The sequence below is a fragment of the Virgibacillus sp. Bac332 genome (assembly GCF_003667785.1).
Lineage (GTDB): Bacteria > Bacillota > Bacilli > Bacillales > Amphibacillaceae > Virgibacillus > Virgibacillus salarius.
Map to the genome: position 1 here is coordinate 2229482 of NZ_CP033046.1, position 19745 is coordinate 2249226.

The window sequence follows — 19745 nt, forward strand, 5'->3', positions numbered from 1 at the left end:
AGTTCACATTCAGGTTGAATAGATTATAGTACTATCAACTCTATTAAAGAGATCTGAGGTGGTTACGTTGGAAATACAAAGAAGATCGACAAGAATTGGGAGAATAACTAGTGTGCAGAGTAGAGGATATCGTATCATTAAACGCTTATTCGATATTATTGGTAGTACAATATTGCTACTTTTACTAGCGCCGGTCATGTTTTATATTTATAGGAAAATAAAAAAATCTGAAGGAAAGCCTGTTTTCTATCAAGAGCTTCGATCTGGGGCAAATAATAAACCATTTGTTTTATATACATTTCGTACAACTACGACTCCTTCACGTGTTATACATGGTTTTCCTCCATATCCATTTCCACCTTCATGGCAGTCAGGGGTGCCAAATGAATTTACCTTCATTCCTAATCCGACCGTAACGATAACCTCAACCGGATTGTGGTTAAGAAAGTATAAATTGGATAAGCTACCAATGTTGTTTCATGTATTCATTGGTGACATGAGCTTTGTTGGACCACAATCAGAACTTCAGGAAATAACAGAATTTTATAATGTATATCAAAAGCAACGATTAAAAATTCGACCAGGTATAACCGGTGTCGTTCAGCTTGCGAATAAGAAAAAATTAACGTATAAACAGCAACTGGAAATGGATTTAAATTATATTAAATATCATACTTGGCGGACAGACATACAAATACTTTGGAAAACCATAAAAAAGGTAGTCTAACCGTTCATCCTACCTTCCTGTTCTATTGGCTGAAAAACCATTAATATAGAACTAAGTAATGGAGATAGGAGAGAATCAATCATGATATTATTCACGGCAAGCATTTCTGAAAAACATCAGAATCGACTATTAGAAAAATATCCCGAGCAGACGTTTGTTTTTGGGGGGGAAGGAAGAATTAGAAACACATATTGCAGATGCCGAAATAGTGGTTACGTATGGAAATGATATCAATGATCGTCATATCGGTCGGGCAATTCGGTTAAAGTGGCTGATGGTATTATCAGCAGGAGTCGACGAATTACCACTACTTTCAATAGAAAGAAAAAACATTCTACTTACAAATGTAAGTGGAATTCATAAAACGCCAATGGCAGAGTACGTTTTTTCAATGCTATTACAGGTTTACCGTCAGGCAAAGCAACTATATGAGAATGAAAGCAATCATCGATGGGATCAACGAGTTAATATGGTAGAACTTTCGGGAAAGACAATGCTCATTCTTGGTACAGGTGCGATTGGTCAAGAGGTAGCTCGCCTTGCAAAAGCGTTTCAATTACAGACCATTGGTATCTCACGTAGTGGGCAAGCACTCGAGAACTTTGATGCGATTTATATAACGGATGAATTATATCGATTATTACCCTATGCAGATATTGTTGTATCTGTTTTACCGAGTATGAAAGAAACAAAGAGATTATTTACGATCAAGCATTTTCAACAATTACCAGAACAAGCTGTGTTTCTAAACATGGTCGTGGTGATGTTGTAGCTGAAGAAGTTATTAGAAGCTATCCAAAAGGAGTACATAGCACATGCTATCCTCGATGTGTTTGAAGTGGAACCGTTACCAATAGACCACTCATTCTGGGAAGAGGAAAATATTATGATAACACCGCATATCTCTGGATTGTCAGAGCAATATGTAACGAGATCTCTAGAAATTTTTCTACAACACCTTGATACGTATATAAGTGGGTAGTATGATTTTATCAATAAAGTGGATGTCAGGAGGGGATACTAATGATACGAATTTATACACGCTCTGGAGATAAAGGCGAAACATCATTACTATATGGAAAGCGGGTTGTCAAAAACGACATGCGAGTGGAGGCTTATGGGACCTGTGATGAAACAAATTCAATGATTGGACTGGCCCTAAGCTTTTTACAAGAAGAAACGTTTAAAGGGAAAGAACAGTTGCTGGATAGGATGTACCGTGTCCAAACCATATTGTTCCATGTAGGTTCAGAACTAGCTACACCTGTTGGTAAGGAAGTAACATGGGAATTGAAGCAAAAGCATATTAAGGAATTAGAAGATCAAATAGATGATTGGGATGCGCATTTGCAGCCGTTAAAGAATTTTATCCTTCCATCTGGTCATCGAGCGTCGGCGGCATTGCATGCAGCGAGAACAGTAGCTCGCCGTGCAGAAAGGTTGGCAGTAGGAATTAAGGATGTAAATCCACTTGTCGTAGCTTATTTAAATCGTATTTCTGATTTTTTGTTTGTTGCAGCGCGTTATATTAATCAATTACTAGGTGGAGAAGAGAGACCACTAGAAGTAGATGTCTAATAGTGGAATTATTATCAAATGAGAATTAGGTTATATAAACGATGGAATATAATATACTAATATTGACAGAATACATGAAGAAGGCGTAAACTAATTATAAAGATTATAAATTAATAATTAATTATCATTTATAGAAACTATTGAAAGCGAGGTGGATGAGGGTGTCTGAAAATCGATTACAGGAAGCAATAAATACATTAAAAGCGTCAGGCGTCCGGATTACACCACAACGACATGCGGTTCTTGAGTATCTTCTCAATGCTATGGTTCATCCAACAGCTGATGATATTTATAAAGCACTTGAAGGTAAGTTTCCAAATATGAGCGTTGCCACTGTTTATAATAATCTCCGGGTTTTACGAGAAATTGGTCTTGTACGCGAGCTAACCTACGGTGATGCATCCAGTAGATTTGATTGCAACACATCGGATCACTATCATATCATCTGTGAGTCATGTGGAAAAATTGTTGACTTTCACTACCCACCATTGGATGAGGTAGAGTCATTAGCTGAACAGGTTACTGGATTTAAAGTCAGTCATCATCGCATGGAAGTGTATGGTAAATGCGAGGAATGCCAAGAGACAGCTACCAAAAAGCACTAATTAAATGTTATCTGCTCCAAATACCTATTTAAGGTGTTTGGAGCTTTTTCTATAAAAATTTCATAAATAGGTATAAGGTCATAGGTATTTATACTAAAAAATTCGCCAGTCGTGGCGAATTTTTATTTAACGTACGATAGTAAAAACACTTTATTCTATTTAGAAGGTGAAATATGTGCTATTGATTCTTTTCTTTTTGCTTCGCCCTTATTTCTTTACGATAACGACGTGTGTTATATTTCTCATCGAATTCCTTACCTTCTAGATCTTTATCCAAGGTTAATGGCTGTTTACAATGCATACAAGCATCTACTCGTCCAAGCATTTTTGTAGGTTTTTCACAGTTTGGACATACGATTGGAACTGCTTTTAATGATAGTGTTCCAATCCAAAGATAGACAACGCAGCTTAAAATAACCATAATAACACCGAGAATAAAGAAGATTACCATTAACCATTCTATTCGCTTGGTCAAAATGCCACCATACATTAATAAAATACCAACAAACACTAGGATTAAGGCAAATGATCGAATTTTATTTATCTTACTCGAATAGACTATCTGAGCCATGTCGAACCTCCTTATTCATACACTAGGTAGTATAGCATATTTTAATAGAAAATTTGATTGTAAGAAAGGATTTCAAATATCGACAACGAAATATAGTATAAGTAAGCGAATCAACTAAACATATATGAAAGAAATTAAAAACTGGAGGAAATCGCAATGGAAAATTTCCTGAGACCCATTTATCAAAAACATGCAAGTGATTCTAATACATTAGGCGTATTAATTCTTGAGAAAACAAAGCCAGATAGCCCAATTACTGATAACTTTGACGTTATATTACTAATTATTGTGAAGGAATCACAACAAGATTGGTATGTCAAGCACTATGAATTTGATCATAAAACCTGTGCACTACATATGGTAAAAGAAGATTTATTAATGAAGTGGATTGATACGAGCGGTTATCGAACTGCTGTAGAATGGATTATTTATGGAAAGGTGATTTTTGATCGTAATGAGTACATCCTTCAGCTGAAAAGTCAATTACGAGATTTTCCTGATAATAAGCGTGATTTAAGAAAAGCCATTGAATTCGGTAAATTAGTGAAAAGTTATAATGAAGCGAAAGAATTGTTTGAATCGGAGGAATATAAGGATACGAATAGCAAAATACTATACTCCTTACACTATTTAGCACGACTTGCAGTTATTGAAAAAGGGTATTATCCAGAGGTTACTGTTTGGAGTCAGGTTAAGCAAATCGATCTTGAAGTATATAAGCTATATGAAGAGTTTATTGAAAGCAATGAAGATATGAAGAAGCGGATTCAGCTAATGCTGATAGCAATGGATTATGTCATTAGCAGTAGAGCAAAGGTTTCCGTAAAGCATTTATTAGATATTATGGAAACAAGTGAAGATGCTTGGTCTTATGCTGATCTGAAATCATTGCCAATGATCTCACCGTATTCGTTGGATTTATCTGCTATAATTGCCTACTTGGTAGAGAAGGACATTATTTTAACGGTAAGAGAGGAAACAAAGGGAGCAGGTGTTTACCATCGTAAGTACATAATTCATGATTAGTGGAACCACCTTCTGCTTGAATGCATAGGATTATATGGGTGATGCAGGAATACAAACGGTTAATACTGCATCCCCTTTGATATTTTTATTAAGGTGCTATTAAAAAAATGTAAAATAACCGTTGACTTTGTAATATAACCATGATAAAGTTAAATCCGTCGCAAAAATCCGGTTTGGATTTAACGACAGAAAACAAAAAAATATAAATTGTTTGTTGACATAAAACTAGCAAACATGATATATTAATAAAGTCGCCAATTTGAACAGCAAAAAAGTTAAGTGAAAAAAGTTATTGACTTGAGCTGATCAAACTGGTATAATAAAAGAGTTGCTGTCGCAAAAAAGCAGCAAACTAATTTGCTCTTTGAAAACTGAACAAAACAACCAGTATGTCAAGAGAAAAACATGCAACTGTTTTTTCTTAAAAATAACCAGAAGGAAACTTCTGGAGCAAGCTAAGACATCATAATTAACGGTGTTAATTATGAACAAACTTTTTTGGAGAGTTTGATCTTGGCTCAGGACGAACGCTGGCGGCGTGCCTAATACATGCAAGTCGAGCGCGGGAAGCAGGCAGATCCTCTTCGGAGGTGACGCCTGTGGAACGAGCGGCGGACGGGTGAGTAACACGTGGGCAACCTGCCTGTAAGACTGGGATAACCCCGGGAAACCGGGGCTAATACCGGATAATACTTTTCGTTGCATAACGAGAAGTTGAAAGGCGGCTTTAGCTGTCACTTACAGATGGGCCCGCGGCGCATTAGCTAGTTGGTAAGGTAACGGCTTACCAAGGCGACGATGCGTAGCCGACCTGAGAGGGTGATCGGCCACACTGGGACTGAGACACGGCCCAGACTCCTACGGGAGGCAGCAGTAGGGAATCTTCCGCAATGGACGAAAGTCTGACGGAGCAACGCCGCGTGAGTGATGAAGGTTTTCGGATCGTAAAACTCTGTTGTCAGGGAAGAACAAGTGCCGTTCGAATAGGGCGGCACCTTGACGGTACCTGACCAGAAAGCCCCGGCTAACTACGTGCCAGCAGCCGCGGTAATACGTAGGGGGCAAGCGTTGTCCGGAATTATTGGGCGTAAAGCGCGCGCAGGCGGTCCTTTAAGTCTGATGTGAAAGCCCACGGCTTAACCGTGGAGGGCCATTGGAAACTGGAGGACTTGAGTACAGAAGAGGAGAGTGGAATTCCACGTGTAGCGGTGAAATGCGTAGAGATGTGGAGGAACACCAGTGGCGAAGGCGACTCTCTGGTCTGTAACTGACGCTGAGGTGCGAAAGCGTGGGGAGCGAACAGGATTAGATACCCTGGTAGTCCACGCCGTAAACGATGAGTGCTAGGTGTTAGGGGGTTTCCGCCCCTTAGTGCTGAAGTTAACGCATTAAGCACTCCGCCTGGGGAGTACGGCCGCAAGGCTGAAACTCAAAAGAATTGACGGGGGCCCGCACAAGCGGTGGAGCATGTGGTTTAATTCGAAGCAACGCGAAGAACCTTACCAGGTCTTGACATCCTCTGCCAATCCTAGAGATAGGATGTTCCCTTCGGGGACAGAGTGACAGGTGGTGCATGGTTGTCGTCAGCTCGTGTCGTGAGATGTTGGGTTAAGTCCCGCAACGAGCGCAACCCTTGATCTTAGTTGCCAGCATTTAGTTGGGCACTCTAAGGTGACTGCCGGTGACAAACCGGAGGAAGGTGGGGATGACGTCAAATCATCATGCCCCTTATGACCTGGGCTACACACGTGCTACAATGGATGGAACAAAGGGCAGCGAAGCCGCGAGGTCAAGCAAATCCCATAAAACCATTCTCAGTTCGGATTGCAGGCTGCAACTCGCCTGCATGAAGCCGGAATCGCTAGTAATCGCGGATCAGCATGCCGCGGTGAATACGTTCCCGGGCCTTGTACACACCGCCCGTCACACCACGAGAGTTGGTAACACCCGAAGTCGGTGAGGTAACCTTTTGGAGCCAGCCGCCGAAGGTGGGACCAATGATTGGGGTGAAGTCGTAACAAGGTAGCCGTATCGGAAGGTGCGGCTGGATCACCTCCTTTCTAAGGATAATTACGGAACGCGAACCATTCTTTACGAATGGTTTGTAAGGACATACTTGGTTGTTTGGTTCAGTTTTGAGAGAGTAAATGATGTCTCTCAAGGGTGAAAGGATCTTCTGTTAAGATCCGTCACGTCCTGTGACGAACACAGAAGTCACCACATCCTGTGGAAGTTTGTACCTTGAAAACTAAATAAGAGTAACAACGACATCAAACTAAAAGCGGAAGCGAATGTTTAGCGATGTACAAACTGGACTGACTCGCAGAAGATAAAGGAAACACGATAAACGTAAGTGAATCGATGTTGACTTATCGTACGAAGAGGAAGGAAGTCATGCTAATCGCTATGAGCGGAAGCTAGAAAACCAAAAGTTAAGGCGATAAATAAGTACGCTTATTCATAGAAAGCTAGTTAAGTGAATAAGGGCGCACGGTGGATGCCTTGGCACTAGGAGCCGATGAAGGACGGGACTAACACCGATATGTCCCGGGGAGTCGTAAGTAGACGTTGATCCGGGAATTTCCGAATGGGGGAACCCACTGTTCGTAATGGAGCAGTACTTCTATCTGAATACATAGGGTAGAGGAGGCATACCCGGGGAACTGAAACATCTCAGTACCCGGAGGAAGAGAAAGCAAATGCGATTTCCTGAGTAGCGGCGAGCGAAACGGAATTAGCCCAAACCAGAAGGCTTGCCTTCTGGGGTTGTAGGACACTCCATTGGAGTTACCAAGAAATTCTTTAGATGAAGCGATCTGGAAAGATCCGCCATAGGAGGTAAGAGCCCTGTAATCGAAAGAGAATTTCCTCCGGAGTGGATCCTGAGTACGGCGGAACACGTGGAATTCCGTCGGAATCCGGGAGGACCATCTCCCAAGGCTAAATACTCCCTAGTGACCGATAGTGAACCAGTACCGTGAGGGAAAGGTGAAAAGCACCCCGGGAGGGGAGTGAAAGAGAACCTGAAACCGTGTGCCTACAAGTAGTCGAAGCCCGTTAATGGGTGACGGCGTACCTTTTGTAGAATGGACCGGCGAGTTACGATCGTATGCAAGGTTAAGTGGAAGACACGGAGCCGCAGCGAAAGCGAGTCTGAATAGGGCGACATAGTATGCGGTCGTAGACCCGAAACCGTGTGATCTACCCATGTCCAGGGTGAAGGTCAGGTAACACTGACTGGAGGCCCGAACCCACGTATGTTGAAAAATGCGGGGATGAGGTGTGGGTAGGGGTGAAATGCCAATCGAACACGGAGATAGCTGGTTCTCTCCGAAATAGCTTTAGGGCTAGCCTCAAGGAACGAGTACTGGAGGTAGAGCACTGATTGGACTAGGGGCCCTCACCGGGTTACCGAATTCAGTCAAACTCCGAATGCCAGCTACTTTGCCTTGGGAGTCAGACTATGGGTGATAAGGTTCATAGTCGAAAGGGAAACAGCCCAGACCGCCAGCTAAGGTCCCAAAGTATACGTTAAGTGGAAAAGGATGTGGAGTTGCTTAGACAACCAGGATGTTGGCTTAGAAGCAGCCACCATTTAAAGAGTGCGTAATAGCTCACTGGTCGAGTGACTCTGCGCCGAAAATGTACCGGGGCTAAACGTATCACCGAAGCTGCGGATTGTTCTTACGAACAATGGTAGGAGAGCGTTCTAAGTGCTGTGAAGTCAGACCGTGAGGACTGGTGGAGCGCTTAGAAGTGAGAATGCCGGTATGAGTAGCGAAAAAAGAGTGAGAATCTCTTTCACCGAATGCCTAAGGTTTCCTGAGGAAGGCTCGTCCTCTCAGGGTTAGTCGGGACCTAAGCCGAGGCCGAAAGGCGTAGGCGATGGACAACAGGTAGATATTCCTGTACCACCTCATGAGCGTTTGAACGATGGGGGGACGCAGAAGGATAAGGAAAGCGCACCGATGGATGTGTGCGCCCAAGCAGTGAGGAAGTCGAATAGGCAAATCCGTTCGACCATTTCAAGCTGTAACGGGGAGGGAAATAGAGTACCGAAGTTCCTGATTTCACACTGCCAAGAAAAGCCTCTAGTGAGTTCATAGGTGCCCGTACCGCAAACCGACACAGGTAGGCGAGGAGAGAATCCTAAGGTGAGCGGGAGAACTCTCGTTAAGGAACTCGGCAAAATGACCCCGTAACTTCGGGAGAAGGGGTGCTCCTCTGCCGAGGAGCCGCAGTGAATAGGCCCAAGCGACTGTTTAGCAAAAACACAGGTCTCTGCGAAGCCGAAAGGCGAAGTATAGGGGCTGACACCTGCCCGGTGCTGGAAGGTTAAGGGGAAGCGTTAGCACTTTTGTGCGAAGCGTAGAACCGAAGCCCCAGTAAACGGCGGCCGTAACTATAACGGTCCTAAGGTAGCGAAATTCCTTGTCGGGTAAGTTCCGACCCGCACGAAAGGTGCAACGACTTGGGCACTGTCTCAACGAGAGACCCGGTGAAATTATACTATGTGTGAAGATGCACATTACCCGCGACAGGACGGAAAGACCCCGTGGAGCTTTACTGTAGCCTGATATTGAATGTTGGTACAGCTTGTACAGGATAGGTGGGAGCCATCGAAGCGTGAGCGCTAGCTTACGTGGAGGCATCCGTGGGATACCACCCTGGCTGTACGAACCTTCTAACCCAGGACCGTGATCCGGTTCGGAGACAGTGTCAGGCGGGCAGTTTGACTGGGGCGGTCGCCTCCCAAAAGGTAACGGAGGCGCCCAAAGGTTCCCTCAGAATGGTTGGAAATCATTCGCAGAGTGTAAAGGCAGAAGGGAGCTTGACTGCGAGACCTACAAGTCGAGCAGGGACGAAAGTCGGGCTTAGTGATCCGGTGGTTCCGCATGGAAGGGCCATCGCTCAACGGATAAAAGCTACCCCGGGGATAACAGGCTTATCTCCCCCAAGAGTTCACATCGACGGGGAGGTTTGGCACCTCGATGTCGGCTCATCGCATCCTGGGGCTGTAGTCGGTCCCAAGGGTTGGGCTGTTCGCCCATTAAAGCGGTACGCGAGCTGGGTTCAGAACGTCGTGAGACAGTTCGGTCCCTATCCGTCGTGGGCGTTGGAAGTTTGAGAGGAGCTGTCCTTAGTACGAGAGGACCGGGATGGACACACCGCTGGTGTACCAGTTGTTCCCCCAGGAGCATAGCTGGGTAGCTACGTGTGGCAGGGATAAGTGCTGAAAGCATCTAAGCATGAAGCCCCCCTCAAGATGAGACTTCCCATCACTTCAAGTGAGTAAGATCCCTCAGAGATGATGAGGTTGATAGGTTCGAGGTGGAAGCGTGGTGACACGTGGAGCTGACGGATACTAATCGATCGAGGACTTAACTAACTTCTTTTGGTTGTCGTTGAATGATCTCTTATTTAGTTTTTAGGGTACAAATGAATACATATTTTTTCAAAATAGTACTTGATTTTTCCTGAAAAACAATTATAATATTGGTTGTCACTGTTTTTTGACAACACTTGGCAGACATCATGTCTGGTAGCAATAGCGGAGAGGTCACACCTGTTCCCATGCCGAACACAGAAGTTAAGCTCTCCAGCGCCGATGGTAGTTGGGGCTTTGCCCCTGCAAGAGTAGGACGCCGCCAGGCAAGATACATTCTAATTGGAATTATTCCACAGTAGCTCAGTGGTAGAGCTATCGGCTGTTAACCGATCGGTCGTAGGTTCGAATCCTACCTGTGGAGCCAATGGAGAGCTGTCCGAGTGGCCGAAGGAGCACGATTGGAAATCGTGTAGGCCGTTACCGCGGCCTCGAGGGTTCGAATCCCTCGCTCTCCGCCACTATTCTAATAATACTGGCCCGTTGGTCAAGTGGTTAAGACACCGCCCTTTCACGGCGGTAACACGGGTTCGAATCCCGTACGGGTCACCAACATGGAGGATTAGCTCAGCTGGGAGAGCACTTGCCTTACAAGCAAGGGGTCGCAGGTTCGAGCCCTGCATCCTCCACCATCAATAATGATTTGAAAAACAGAACAAATTTATTACTTCCTTACATCGCGGGGTGGAGCAGTCTGGTAGCTCGTTGGGCTCATAACCCAAAGGTCGCAGGTTCAAATCCTGCCCCCGCAACCAAAATAATTTATTATTGAATAACTCCATTAGTTGGTCCGGTAGTTCAGTTGGTTAGAATGCCTGCCTGTCACGCAGGAGGTCGCGGGTTCGAGTCCCGTCCGGACCGCCACTTTCAAAAGTCTTATAGACTTTAATAGTTTAAAACTGAATGGCTCGGTAGCTCAGTCGGTAGAGCAAGGGACTGAAAATCCCTGTGTCGGCGGTTCGATTCCGTCCCGAGCCACCATTTGTATTTTCTTCTTCTTGGAGGGGTAGCGAAGTGGCTAAACGCGGCGGACTGTAAATCCGCTCCCTCAGGGTTCGGCAGTTCGAATCTGCCCCCCTCCACCATTTTCTAATAGTATAATTAGGGGTATAGTTTAATGGTAAAACGAAGGTCTCCAAAACCTTTGATGTGGGTTCGATTCCTACTACCCCTGCCAATTTTTCTATATGGCGGCCGTGGCGAAGTGGTTAACGCACCGGATTGTGGCTCCGGCACGCGTGGGTTCAATCCCCACCGGTCGCCCCATTTTTAATTTAAATAATTGGGCCATAGCCAAGCGGTAAGGCATCGGGTTTTGATCCCGTGTACCCCAGGTTCGAATCCTGGTGGCCCAGCCATTTGCGGAAGTAGTTCAGTGGTAGAACATCACCTTGCCAAGGTGGGGGTCGCGGGTTCGAATCCCGTCTTCCGCTCCAAGTATATATGGCGGTATAGCCAAGTGGTAAGGCAGAGGTCTGCAAAACCTTTATCACCGGTTCAAATCCGGTTACCGCCTCCAACGATTATGCCGGTGTGGCGGAATTGGCAGACGCGCACGACTCAAAATCGTGTTCCTTACGGAGTGTCGGTTCGACCCCGACCACCGGTATCGATAAAAACGGGAAAAGCCTTTAAGTCAAGGGTTCTCACATTTAGTGAGAGCTCTTTTTTGTACCCATATCGCACAATTTAGGTAGAAAAATCGTGTACACGTTGAAGAATGACCAGAAGAAAAAATGGGAAAACGTAAGAGTAAAATTACAAGTATTTTTAGGGGTTATATAGGCAATCCGTTTGATAAAAAGTGCTTAAGCATGGTATAAGTGTAAAGGGAGTAAGGACAATTGTTTTTGATTTTGGGATGTTTTTTGGTCATATCCCATCATGAGAGGATTGAAATTTGATTATGTTTGATAATTTTTGGCGTGATTTACCACGACCGTTTTTTATATTGGCACCAATGGAAGATGTGACGGATGTCGTTTTTCGCCATGTAGTTAGCGAAGCAGCTAGACCTGATGTGTTTTTTACAGAGTTTACAAACTCAGAAAGTTATTGTCATCCAGAAGGGCGCCAAAGCGTACGTGGGCGTTTGACATTTACAGAGGATGAGCAACCAATGGTAGCCCATATATGGGGAGATAAGCAGGAGTACTTTCGGCAAATGAGTATTGGTATGGCGGAACAAGGATTTAAGGGTCTCGATATTAATATGGGTTGTCCTGTAGCTAATGTGGCAGGGAATGGGAAGGGCTCTGGCCTTATCCGTCGTCCAGAAGTAGCAGCAGAGCTAATACAAGCTGCAAAAGCCGGAGGATTGCCTGTAAGTGTAAAGACAAGACTGGGTTACACGTATATCGATGAGTGGTTTGAATGGCTGAAACATATATTGGAACAAGACATTGCTAATCTTTCCATTCATCTGCGTACAAGAAAGGAAATGAGTAAAGTAGATGCTCACTGGGAGCTAATTCCTAAGATTAAGAAGCTTCGTGACGAGGTTGCTCCAGATACATTGTTGACTATCAATGGTGATATTCCTGACCGCCAAACTGGCTTGGAGCTTGTGGAAAAATATGGTGTAGATGGAGTAATGATTGGACGAGGAATTTTTAAAAATCCATTTGCTTTTGAAAAGCAGCCGAAGGAGCACAGCAGTAAGGAATTGCTTGATATCTTAAGATTGCACTTGGATCTTTTCGATAAATATTCAAAAATAGAAGCACGTTCGTTTAAGCCTCTTCGCCGCTTTTTTAAGATATATGTTCGAGGTTTTCGAGGGGCGAGTGAATTAAGAAGTCAAATGATGGAAACAGAGTCAACAGATGAAGTACGTGCATTGCTCGATGACTTTGAAGATTTTGAGTGAAAGAATGTTGACGACAGGAGAAGTATTTATAGTTAACGTGAATATATCAGATCAACGTTTCTCACATCGTGGGAAACGTTTTTTGTAGGTGCGCCAGGCATGCCGACTATCTAGGTGGTGAAAGTCCACTGTGGTGGAGGAGATAGCGGCTATTTGAGTAAATAAATATACGCAAAACTTCTCGTATGTTAGAAAAAGAATTCCATGCATAAATACTGTTGGTACGTAAAGAATGTTTTCAATTTTATTCACAGTGTGTTTTAATTTGGTAGAATAAGATTAATAATATAGGAGGTGTTGAAAAGCTATGGATCTATACTCATCATCCCATACCATCCCCTCAGAATATTGGCATGCAATTTCTAATAATGATAGTAATTTTGATGATCATTTTTACTATGGTGTTAAAACAACTAAAATTTTCTGTCGTCCATCTTGCAAATCCAGATTACCGAATAAAGACAACGTTTATATCTTTAAAAAGGCACAAATAGCATTACAGCTTGGGTTTAGGCCTTGTAAAAGATGTAAGCCGGACAATGTGTTATTACCTAATGAGGAATGGATAGAGCTTATATGTGCATGGATTGACAAAAACTATGATGAATATATCACGCTTCATGTGTTAGCAGATGTGTTTCATTCCAGTCCATTTCACCTTCAACGAACGTTTAACAAAATCAAAAAGGAGAGTCCCTTAAATTATTTGCAACGAATAAGGTTAAATAGAGCAGCAAATCAATTAAAAGAAACAAATCATACCATACAGTTTATCTCTTCATCTGTTGGGTTTTCAAATAGTTCCTACTTTAGCACGGTATTTAAGAAATATTACAACATCACGCCGAATAATTATCGGAAGAAATTTAATTGTAAAATGTAAACTCCAATAAAGAAGCGATATTGAAAGGTTTTTCCAACCTTGTAATACACTGATTTTGCTCCGATCCAATCTTGGAAATAATAAGCATAGAAACGAGATATTGCGAAACAAGTTTTACGCACAATGCCTTTGAATGAATGCTTTGGACTGTCTCCTGGATAATAGATTGCCTGTAAAAACAACATTTGTAGGGAAAGCTTTCACGAAAAAAACAACGAACACCTCATCAGTAATCTGTTTCACCATATCGTTCACGAGTTAAGCAATACCATCCTTGCAAATGCCTTCAAAAAATCTAAGGAAAATAACTTGATATCATGAAAATACCTACGATAGCTTTAAAAGAGAAGTATCCTTTTTCCCTTAGAAAATATAGGTGGTACCTTCATCTAACATGATCGTCGGTACCACTTTTAAAATGGTCTAGGAAAATATATTATTTGCCCATGTGGATAAATGGGCGTGTTGAGCCACGTCTAGCTCCAGCGCCCAGAAACGAGGCGACTTCACGAATCGTCCTAATCTAAGTCATCATCGGCACGCAAACTCACCGTGAATCCTTTATATCTGTTGACTGCTTCAGTCGCTACGTTTCTATTCGCGCGCTTGCGCTTTTGTTCTAAGTTAAGAAAGTATAAAATCGGTGCAATGACTGCGTTAAGCCAAGTAGTTATTTTGAAATGTTTGATGTATATTGGTGCTCCGACTAATTACTTCGCTTTCCGCGGGCACGGCCTCAACTAACTTTGCAAAGAAGAACACGTTGCAAAGTGATTTTCGGCTCGCGCTAATCCCGCAGGAGTCTACGTAATTAGTCTCCGCTATGAGAAGGTGCAACAATTCTTGTCATAAGTAATAGGTTGACTTTTTTTACAATGGGTAAAGTGAAAATCGTTATCCGTGAGTATAAAAGCAGCGGTGTTACTTCATGCTAGCGTTGTAGAGCCTGATAATAGCGAAGGCCGGCTACTTCAACTCCTGTGGGAAATGTTTGACCTGAAGATCCACTTTTTTGAGCGGGTTTTGCTAAAAAAGTTAGCGGAAGGACAAACCCCACGGAAAGGGAAGTGGGCAGCCGGAGTGGTGGTCAAGCAAGCAGTAGCTATTATTCCATAATAGCTACTAGAGAAAGCGTAAATCTGAGCATTTAGTGATAGGGACTGAGCGAATTTTGCTCAGTTTTTTTATAAGTTAAGAAAGTATAAAATCGGTGCAATGACTGCGTTAAGCCAAGTAGTTATTTTGAAATGTTTGATGTATATTGGTGCTCCGACTAATTACTTCGCTTTCCGCGGGCACGGCCTCAACTAACTTTGCAAAGAAGAACACGTTGCAAAGTGGATTTTCGGCTCGCGCTAATCCCGCAGGAGTCTACGTAATTAGTCTCCGCTATGCGAAGGTGCAACAATTCTTGTCATAAGTAATAGTTGACTTTTTTTACAATGGGTAAAGTGAAAATCGCTATCCGTGAGTATAAAAGTAGCTGTGTTACTTCATGCTAGCGTTGTAGAGCCTGATAATAGCGAAGGGCGGCCACTTCAACTCCTGTGGGAAATGTTTGACCTGAAGATCCACTTTTTTGAGCGGGTTTTGCTAAAAAAGTTAGCTGAAGGACAAACCCCACGGAAAGGGAAGTGGGCAGCCGGAGTGGTGGTCAAGCAGTAGCTATTATTCCATAATAGCTACTAGAGGAAGCGTAAATCTGAGCATTTAGTGATAAGGACTGAGCGAATTTTGCCCGGCTTTTCTTAATGTCTCGGTTTTGATCACACTCCATTTTTGCTATATAAGTATCAAATTATTTTAGTACGAGTGCTTTATTATGATAAATAAAAATTTTATCCTCAATATGCCATTTAATTGCTTGAAGTAAAGTATCCGATTCGATACTTTTTCCGTACTGTTTGTAATCACTTAAAGTTAACCCATCCGTTAAATGGATGGCCTGTTGTGCTAGTATTGGGCCTTCATCTAATTTTTCAGTAACATAATGAGCTGTAGCCCCAATCACCTTAACTCCACGTTCAAATGCTCTTCTATAAGTGTTAGCGCCAATAAATGCAGGTAGCAAAGAATGATGTATATTAATAATTTTCTTATCGAATTTACGAACAAAACGAGGAGATAGTACTTGCATGTACCTGGCAAGTACTATAAAATCAATATTATTTTCCATAAGTATGCTCGATGCTATGCTATCATTCTTCTCATTGGTCTTCGTTAATCTTAACTTTAAAAATGGTATTCCATAAGATTCAACTAGTTCTTTATGGGTATCGTAATCACTAATTACAAGTGGTATGTTACATGAAAGCTCTCCATCAGACCACCTCCACAAGATCTCTCTCAAGCAATGGTTATCCTTTGAAACAAATATAGCCATATTCTTTTTAGTTACTTCTTCCATACTTATATCACTAGCATAATTATTTCCGATTCGTAATAAAGACTCTTCTATATATTTAATACGCATATCTGCTTTACATTGAAGTTCTATTCTTAGAAAAAATAAATTTTCTTCTCCTTCTAATTGATATTTATTCACCGAATGAATACGTATAAATGGTAGCTTTATTACTTCAAATACTTCGTCTATCATCGAAAAATTAAATTCCCCTTTCAACTTGATTCGATAGTGTTTTGTATTCATCATGCATCCCTCCAATTTTTTTAATCGTATATTGAATCAATACTATTTTCTACAAATATTTCAAATATGTAGAAAAAACTAAAATATTAGTAAAAAAAACCAAAGCATTGTAACTTTTACTCCGATACTATTAACTCATGGGCGGTTACTCCAACATATCTTAAGTAATACTAATATATTATGGAGGTGTTAGATATAAAGGAGGAGGCAACTTGGGGGTAAAATGTATTTTATTATACGATGCAAAAAAAATACTTGATGACAGAGAAGTATTTCTACTAAAAAAATTAAAAGTTGTATTAATCAGAGATTTGAAAACCCTTGAAAAGAAAAATCTAGAGAGATATAAGATGCTAATAATTATCGAAGGAAACAATTTAATTAATGATGGACAAATGTTAATAGAAGAATTTGAGAAACTTCATATTCCTTTAATAAGAGTAAATACGGTACCAAAAGAAGATATATTCGAATTGATTTTTAACATTATCAATGTACAAATAGACTTCAATGAACTTACCCACGTTAACAATGAAAAATTAATAGAAGCATTGCTTTATATTGAAAATAACCTACAGAATAGCAACCTCAATTTAAAAAGTGTAGCTAATCATCTATTTTTAAATACAGCCTATTTCTCTAGATTTTTTAGAGAGTCTATGGGAATTGGTTTTAAAGACTATTTAATTAAGTTAAGAATCGCAAAAGCAAAAGATATGCTAGAAAATGGTCAATTAGTTACAGATGTCTGTATGTCCGTTGGTTACACAAATTTATCTTATTTCTCTCAGATCTTTAAAAAGGAAGTTGGATTTAGCCCATCCATTTATAGAAAGTATTATCAATTAATGACCAAGGAGGAAAAAAATGTACAGAAAATTTTATGATGTCGTTGGTGTAGGATTTGGTCCTGCAGGAATTGCTTTAGAAACTGCAATAAGAGATATGGAAGATATCAATAATAAGAGTGTATATAAAAGAGTATTTCTTGAAAAAAACAATGATTCGGCATGGATGCCGGAAATGTTACTACCTGGTACAGATATTCAGCACCATTTTTTACGTGATTTTGCTACACCTAGAAATCCAAGAAGTCAATATACCTTTTCAAACTATTTATATGAGAAAGGAAGATTGTTTTCTTTTGGGTTATTAGGTCGCCCAAGTCGAACGGAATGGTCTGATTATGTTCAATGGGTTTCCAAACAAATAGATGACAAAGCACATTATAACGAAGAAGTTAAGTCTGTAAAGCCGATAGTAGTAAATGATGATATTGAAGGTCTTGAAGTGCATACAGTTAATAATGTAAGCAAAGAACGCAATGTTTTTCACACTACGAATCTTATTTTAAATTCAGGTAGAAAACCTTATATTCCAAGTCAATTTAAAGATAAAGTAAGTGACAAAGTTTTTCACGCAAGTAAATTCAGAAGTTCCGTACAGCGTATTAATAAAGAAGACAACCCTACTTTTACAGTTATTGGTTCGGGGCAAAACTCTGTTGAAATAATTCTGTATCTAGCTAATAAATTTCCTAATTCAAAAATAAATTCTATTGTTAGGCATACCGGATTTCGTCTATATGAGTTAGGTCATTTTACAAATGAAGTATTTTTTCCTGAGTTTACGAATTACTTTTACTCATTGAACCAAAACGAACGAGATAAACTATTCGAGCAGATCAAACATACAAATTATTCAGCTGTAGATGATGATGTTAGTGAAGCACTATATTGGAAGATGTATGAAGATAAAATTAGAGGAACGGAGCAAATAGAATTACATCGCTGTAAAGAGATAGTAGATGTGGCTAATACTCAAAAAGATTATTTACTAAATATTAAAGATATATATAACAAAGAAGAAGATTCAATAAATACGGATTACATTATCCTTTGTACTGGATTTTTTGAGGAAGAATTTCCAGAAGTACTTCTACCAATGAAAAAGTACTTTAATTATAACAAGAATAATAGTTTAAAAGTATCTGAAAACTATAAAGTAGACACAAAATCAAATGTAAAGGCTAACATTTATTTGAATGGTTTAACAGAGAAAACTCACGGGATAGGGGATGCAGCATCATTCACTATGATGGCGACGAAGGCTCAAAGAATACTTGATTCAATGAACAATATTACCTCTATGAAAGATGGTGTACTGTCTTGAAGGTAAAACAACATTCGGATAAAGTTTCTCGAGTTTGGCCATTGTTTACGAATATTGATGTGGATTATGGAGAAGGTGTGCATATCTATGATCAATCAGGTAGAAAATTTATTGATTGTACATCAGGTATTGGGGTTACAAACACAGGGCATTGCCATCCTAGAGTAGTAAAGGCTATAAAGGAACAAACTGAAAAACTACTACATGGTCAAACAACAATCTTGTATAACTCTATGTTGGATCGTTTAACAAATGATCTACAGAAAATTATACCGGAAAAACTAAACTGTTTCTTCTTTTCAAATAGTGGAAGTGAAGCAGTAGAAGGTGCCATTAAATTAGCACGTCACGCTACTAAAAAACCAAATATTATCTGCTTTCAGGGGGGATATCATGGGCGTTCAATAGGAGCATTATCTTTAACAACAGCTAAATCTGTATATCGATCGGGATATCAGCCTCTTATGTCTGGTGTATTTGTTAGTCCGCATCCATACTCTAGACAATACAGAGAGGAAGACAATGAAGAAAGAACAAGATATTGTTTAGCCGAACTTGAGCATTTATTAAACACTCAAACTTCGCCAGATGAAACAGCGGCTATGATTATTGAGCCGATATTAGGAGAAGGTGGGTATGTAATGCCACCAGAGAGCTTTATTAACGGTATTAGGGATATTTGTAATAAGAACAATATAGTATTAATTTTTGATGAAATTCAAACGGGCTTTGGAAGAACAGGCGAATACTTTGCGTTTAAACATTTCAATATAGTACCAGATATTCTTGTGATTGCTAAAGGTATTGCATCAGGTCTTCCGCTAAGTGGGATAGCAGCCAATAAGGAAATAATGGATAAATGGATTCCAGGTTCACATGGTGGCACTTATGGACCTAATCCTATCTCTATGGCAGCAGCTATTGAGACGATCAACGTGTTAGAAGACGAAGAGTTAGTAAGTAATGCTAAGGAAATGGGAGACTTCTTGTTAGCAGAATTACAAGCATTAAAAAAGGAATATCCTATCATCGTTGATGTCCGTGGTAAAGGATTGATGATTGGATGTGAATTCGTTGATGACAATGGAAATCCTGGTACGGTAATAGCCGAAAAGGTAAGGCAAAATTGTCTTTCACGAGGATTAATATTACTAACCTGTGGTCCTTATAATCAAGTAATCAGATGGATACCTCCACTTACAATAAAAAAGACTGAACTCGAAAAAGCGTTAACTATTTTTACTTTAGCAATAAAAGATAGTTTAGGGAAATAGATGA

13 protein-coding genes, 14 tRNA genes, 3 rRNA genes and 1 pseudogene are annotated in these 19745 nt (G+C 40.9%); 29 read left to right on the forward strand and 2 right to left on the reverse strand.

Going from position 1 to position 19745, the window contains the following annotated elements; all coding sequences use genetic code 11:
• Nucleotides 1-67 precede the first annotated feature (67 nt).
• From D9782_RS10655 to perR, 4 genes and pseudogenes are all read left to right on the forward strand, one after another.
• Nucleotides 68-727 (forward strand): sugar transferase, encoded by a 660-nt coding sequence (locus tag D9782_RS10655; RefSeq protein ID WP_034678746.1) that lies wholly within the window; start codon nucleotides 68-70, stop codon nucleotides 725-727.
• 208 nt (nucleotides 728-935) lie between these two features.
• Nucleotides 936-1709: pseudogene (locus D9782_RS10660) on the forward strand (D-2-hydroxyacid dehydrogenase).
• Between the two features lie 44 nt (nucleotides 1710-1753).
• Complete coding sequence (locus D9782_RS10665) at nucleotides 1754-2305, forward strand: cob(I)yrinic acid a,c-diamide adenosyltransferase (RefSeq protein WP_121605868.1); 552 nt, start codon at nucleotides 1754-1756, stop codon at nucleotides 2303-2305.
• A 155-nt stretch (nucleotides 2306-2460) separates the two neighbouring features.
• Nucleotides 2461-2910: a peroxide-responsive transcriptional repressor PerR gene (gene perR, locus D9782_RS10670; RefSeq protein ID WP_034678747.1), complete on the forward strand. Its 450-nt coding sequence runs from the start codon at nucleotides 2461-2463 to the stop codon at nucleotides 2908-2910.
• A gap of 178 nt (nucleotides 2911-3088) precedes the next feature.
• Here perR and D9782_RS10675 read toward each other — a convergent pair whose 3' ends face one another.
• The gene (locus D9782_RS10675) at nucleotides 3089-3481 is read right to left on the reverse strand and encodes a YgzB family protein (protein ID WP_026680515.1); all 393 of its coding nucleotides are present in this window, start codon (nucleotides 3479-3481) and stop codon (nucleotides 3089-3091) included.
• 156 nt (nucleotides 3482-3637) lie between these two features.
• Between D9782_RS10675 and D9782_RS10680 the strand changes: the two genes are divergently transcribed.
• The 22 genes from D9782_RS10680 (at nucleotide 3638) to D9782_RS10785 (ending at nucleotide 15310) form a co-directional block, all read left to right on the forward strand.
• Nucleotides 3638-4507, forward strand: a complete 870-nt coding sequence (locus tag D9782_RS10680; RefSeq protein ID WP_026680516.1) for a nucleotidyltransferase-like protein — start codon at nucleotides 3638-3640, stop codon at nucleotides 4505-4507.
• Between the two features lie 495 nt (nucleotides 4508-5002).
• Nucleotides 5003-6567 (forward strand): 16S ribosomal RNA (locus D9782_RS10685).
• Nucleotides 6568-6977: 410 nt separating this feature from the next.
• A 23S ribosomal RNA gene (locus D9782_RS10690) occupies nucleotides 6978-9896 on the forward strand.
• Nucleotides 9897-10045: 149 nt separating this feature from the next.
• Nucleotides 10046-10161, forward strand: a 5S ribosomal RNA gene (gene rrf / locus D9782_RS10695).
• Together the 16S, 23S and 5S rRNA genes with 14 tRNA genes alongside form the textbook arrangement of a ribosomal RNA operon.
• 24 nt (nucleotides 10162-10185) lie before the next feature.
• A tRNA-Asn gene (locus tag D9782_RS10700) sits at nucleotides 10186-10260 on the forward strand.
• A 2-nt stretch (nucleotides 10261-10262) separates the two neighbouring features.
• Nucleotides 10263-10354: transfer RNA gene (locus tag D9782_RS10705), tRNA-Ser, on the forward strand.
• 16 nt (nucleotides 10355-10370) lie between these two features.
• A tRNA-Glu gene (locus D9782_RS10710) sits at nucleotides 10371-10445 on the forward strand.
• Nucleotides 10446-10449: 4 nt separating this feature from the next.
• Nucleotides 10450-10525 (forward strand) — tRNA-Val (locus tag D9782_RS10715).
• Nucleotides 10526-10571: 46 nt separating this feature from the next.
• Nucleotides 10572-10648: transfer RNA gene (locus D9782_RS10720), tRNA-Met, on the forward strand.
• A 32-nt stretch (nucleotides 10649-10680) separates the two neighbouring features.
• Nucleotides 10681-10757, forward strand: a tRNA-Asp gene (locus tag D9782_RS10725).
• Between the two features lie 41 nt (nucleotides 10758-10798).
• A tRNA-Phe gene (locus D9782_RS10730) sits at nucleotides 10799-10874 on the forward strand.
• A gap of 19 nt (nucleotides 10875-10893) precedes the next feature.
• Nucleotides 10894-10978 (forward strand) — tRNA-Tyr (locus D9782_RS10735).
• 18 nt (nucleotides 10979-10996) lie between these two features.
• A tRNA-Trp gene (locus tag D9782_RS10740) sits at nucleotides 10997-11070 on the forward strand.
• A 13-nt stretch (nucleotides 11071-11083) separates the two neighbouring features.
• A tRNA-His gene (locus tag D9782_RS10745) sits at nucleotides 11084-11159 on the forward strand.
• A gap of 17 nt (nucleotides 11160-11176) precedes the next feature.
• Nucleotides 11177-11251: transfer RNA gene (locus D9782_RS10750), tRNA-Gln, on the forward strand.
• Between the two features lie 3 nt (nucleotides 11252-11254).
• A tRNA-Gly gene (locus D9782_RS10755) sits at nucleotides 11255-11329 on the forward strand.
• A gap of 9 nt (nucleotides 11330-11338) precedes the next feature.
• Nucleotides 11339-11412, forward strand: a tRNA-Cys gene (locus D9782_RS10760).
• 8 nt (nucleotides 11413-11420) lie between these two features.
• Nucleotides 11421-11502: transfer RNA gene (locus D9782_RS10765), tRNA-Leu, on the forward strand.
• A 297-nt stretch (nucleotides 11503-11799) separates the two neighbouring features.
• A complete protein-coding gene (locus tag D9782_RS10770) occupies nucleotides 11800-12762 on the forward strand; it encodes a tRNA dihydrouridine synthase (RefSeq protein ID WP_121605869.1) in 963 nt (320 codons plus the stop codon).
• A 307-nt stretch (nucleotides 12763-13069) separates the two neighbouring features.
• Nucleotides 13070-13645, forward strand: a complete 576-nt coding sequence (locus tag D9782_RS10775) for an Ada metal-binding domain-containing protein (RefSeq protein WP_121604742.1) — start codon at nucleotides 13070-13072, stop codon at nucleotides 13643-13645.
• A gap of 900 nt (nucleotides 13646-14545) precedes the next feature.
• On the forward strand, nucleotides 14546-14761 hold the full coding sequence (locus D9782_RS10780) for a hypothetical protein (protein WP_121604743.1): 216 nt from the start codon (nucleotides 14546-14548) through the stop codon (nucleotides 14759-14761).
• 351 nt (nucleotides 14762-15112) lie between these two features.
• Nucleotides 15113-15310: a hypothetical protein gene (locus tag D9782_RS10785; protein ID WP_121604744.1), complete on the forward strand. Its 198-nt coding sequence runs from the start codon at nucleotides 15113-15115 to the stop codon at nucleotides 15308-15310.
• A gap of 133 nt (nucleotides 15311-15443) precedes the next feature.
• On the opposite strand, the gene D9782_RS10790 is transcribed toward D9782_RS10785, so the two are convergent.
• The gene (locus D9782_RS10790) at nucleotides 15444-16295 is read right to left on the reverse strand and encodes a formyltetrahydrofolate deformylase (protein WP_162986377.1); all 852 of its coding nucleotides are present in this window, start codon (nucleotides 16293-16295) and stop codon (nucleotides 15444-15446) included.
• 212 nt (nucleotides 16296-16507) lie between these two features.
• Between D9782_RS10790 and D9782_RS10795 the strand changes: the two genes are divergently transcribed.
• The 3 genes from D9782_RS10795 to D9782_RS10805 are packed head-to-tail and all read left to right on the forward strand — an operon-like array spanning nucleotide 16508 to nucleotide 19741.
• Nucleotides 16508-17182: a helix-turn-helix transcriptional regulator gene (locus D9782_RS10795; RefSeq protein ID WP_121604746.1), complete on the forward strand. Its 675-nt coding sequence runs from the start codon at nucleotides 16508-16510 to the stop codon at nucleotides 17180-17182.
• A complete protein-coding gene (locus D9782_RS10800) occupies nucleotides 17163-18467 on the forward strand; it encodes a SidA/IucD/PvdA family monooxygenase (protein WP_121604747.1) in 1305 nt (434 codons plus the stop codon). Before D9782_RS10795 ends, D9782_RS10800 begins: the two co-directional genes overlap by 20 nt.
• On the forward strand, nucleotides 18464-19741 hold the full coding sequence (locus D9782_RS10805) for an aspartate aminotransferase family protein (RefSeq protein ID WP_121604748.1): 1278 nt from the start codon (nucleotides 18464-18466) through the stop codon (nucleotides 19739-19741). Before D9782_RS10800 ends, D9782_RS10805 begins: the two co-directional genes overlap by 4 nt.
• Nucleotides 19742-19745: the final 4 nt, after the last annotated feature.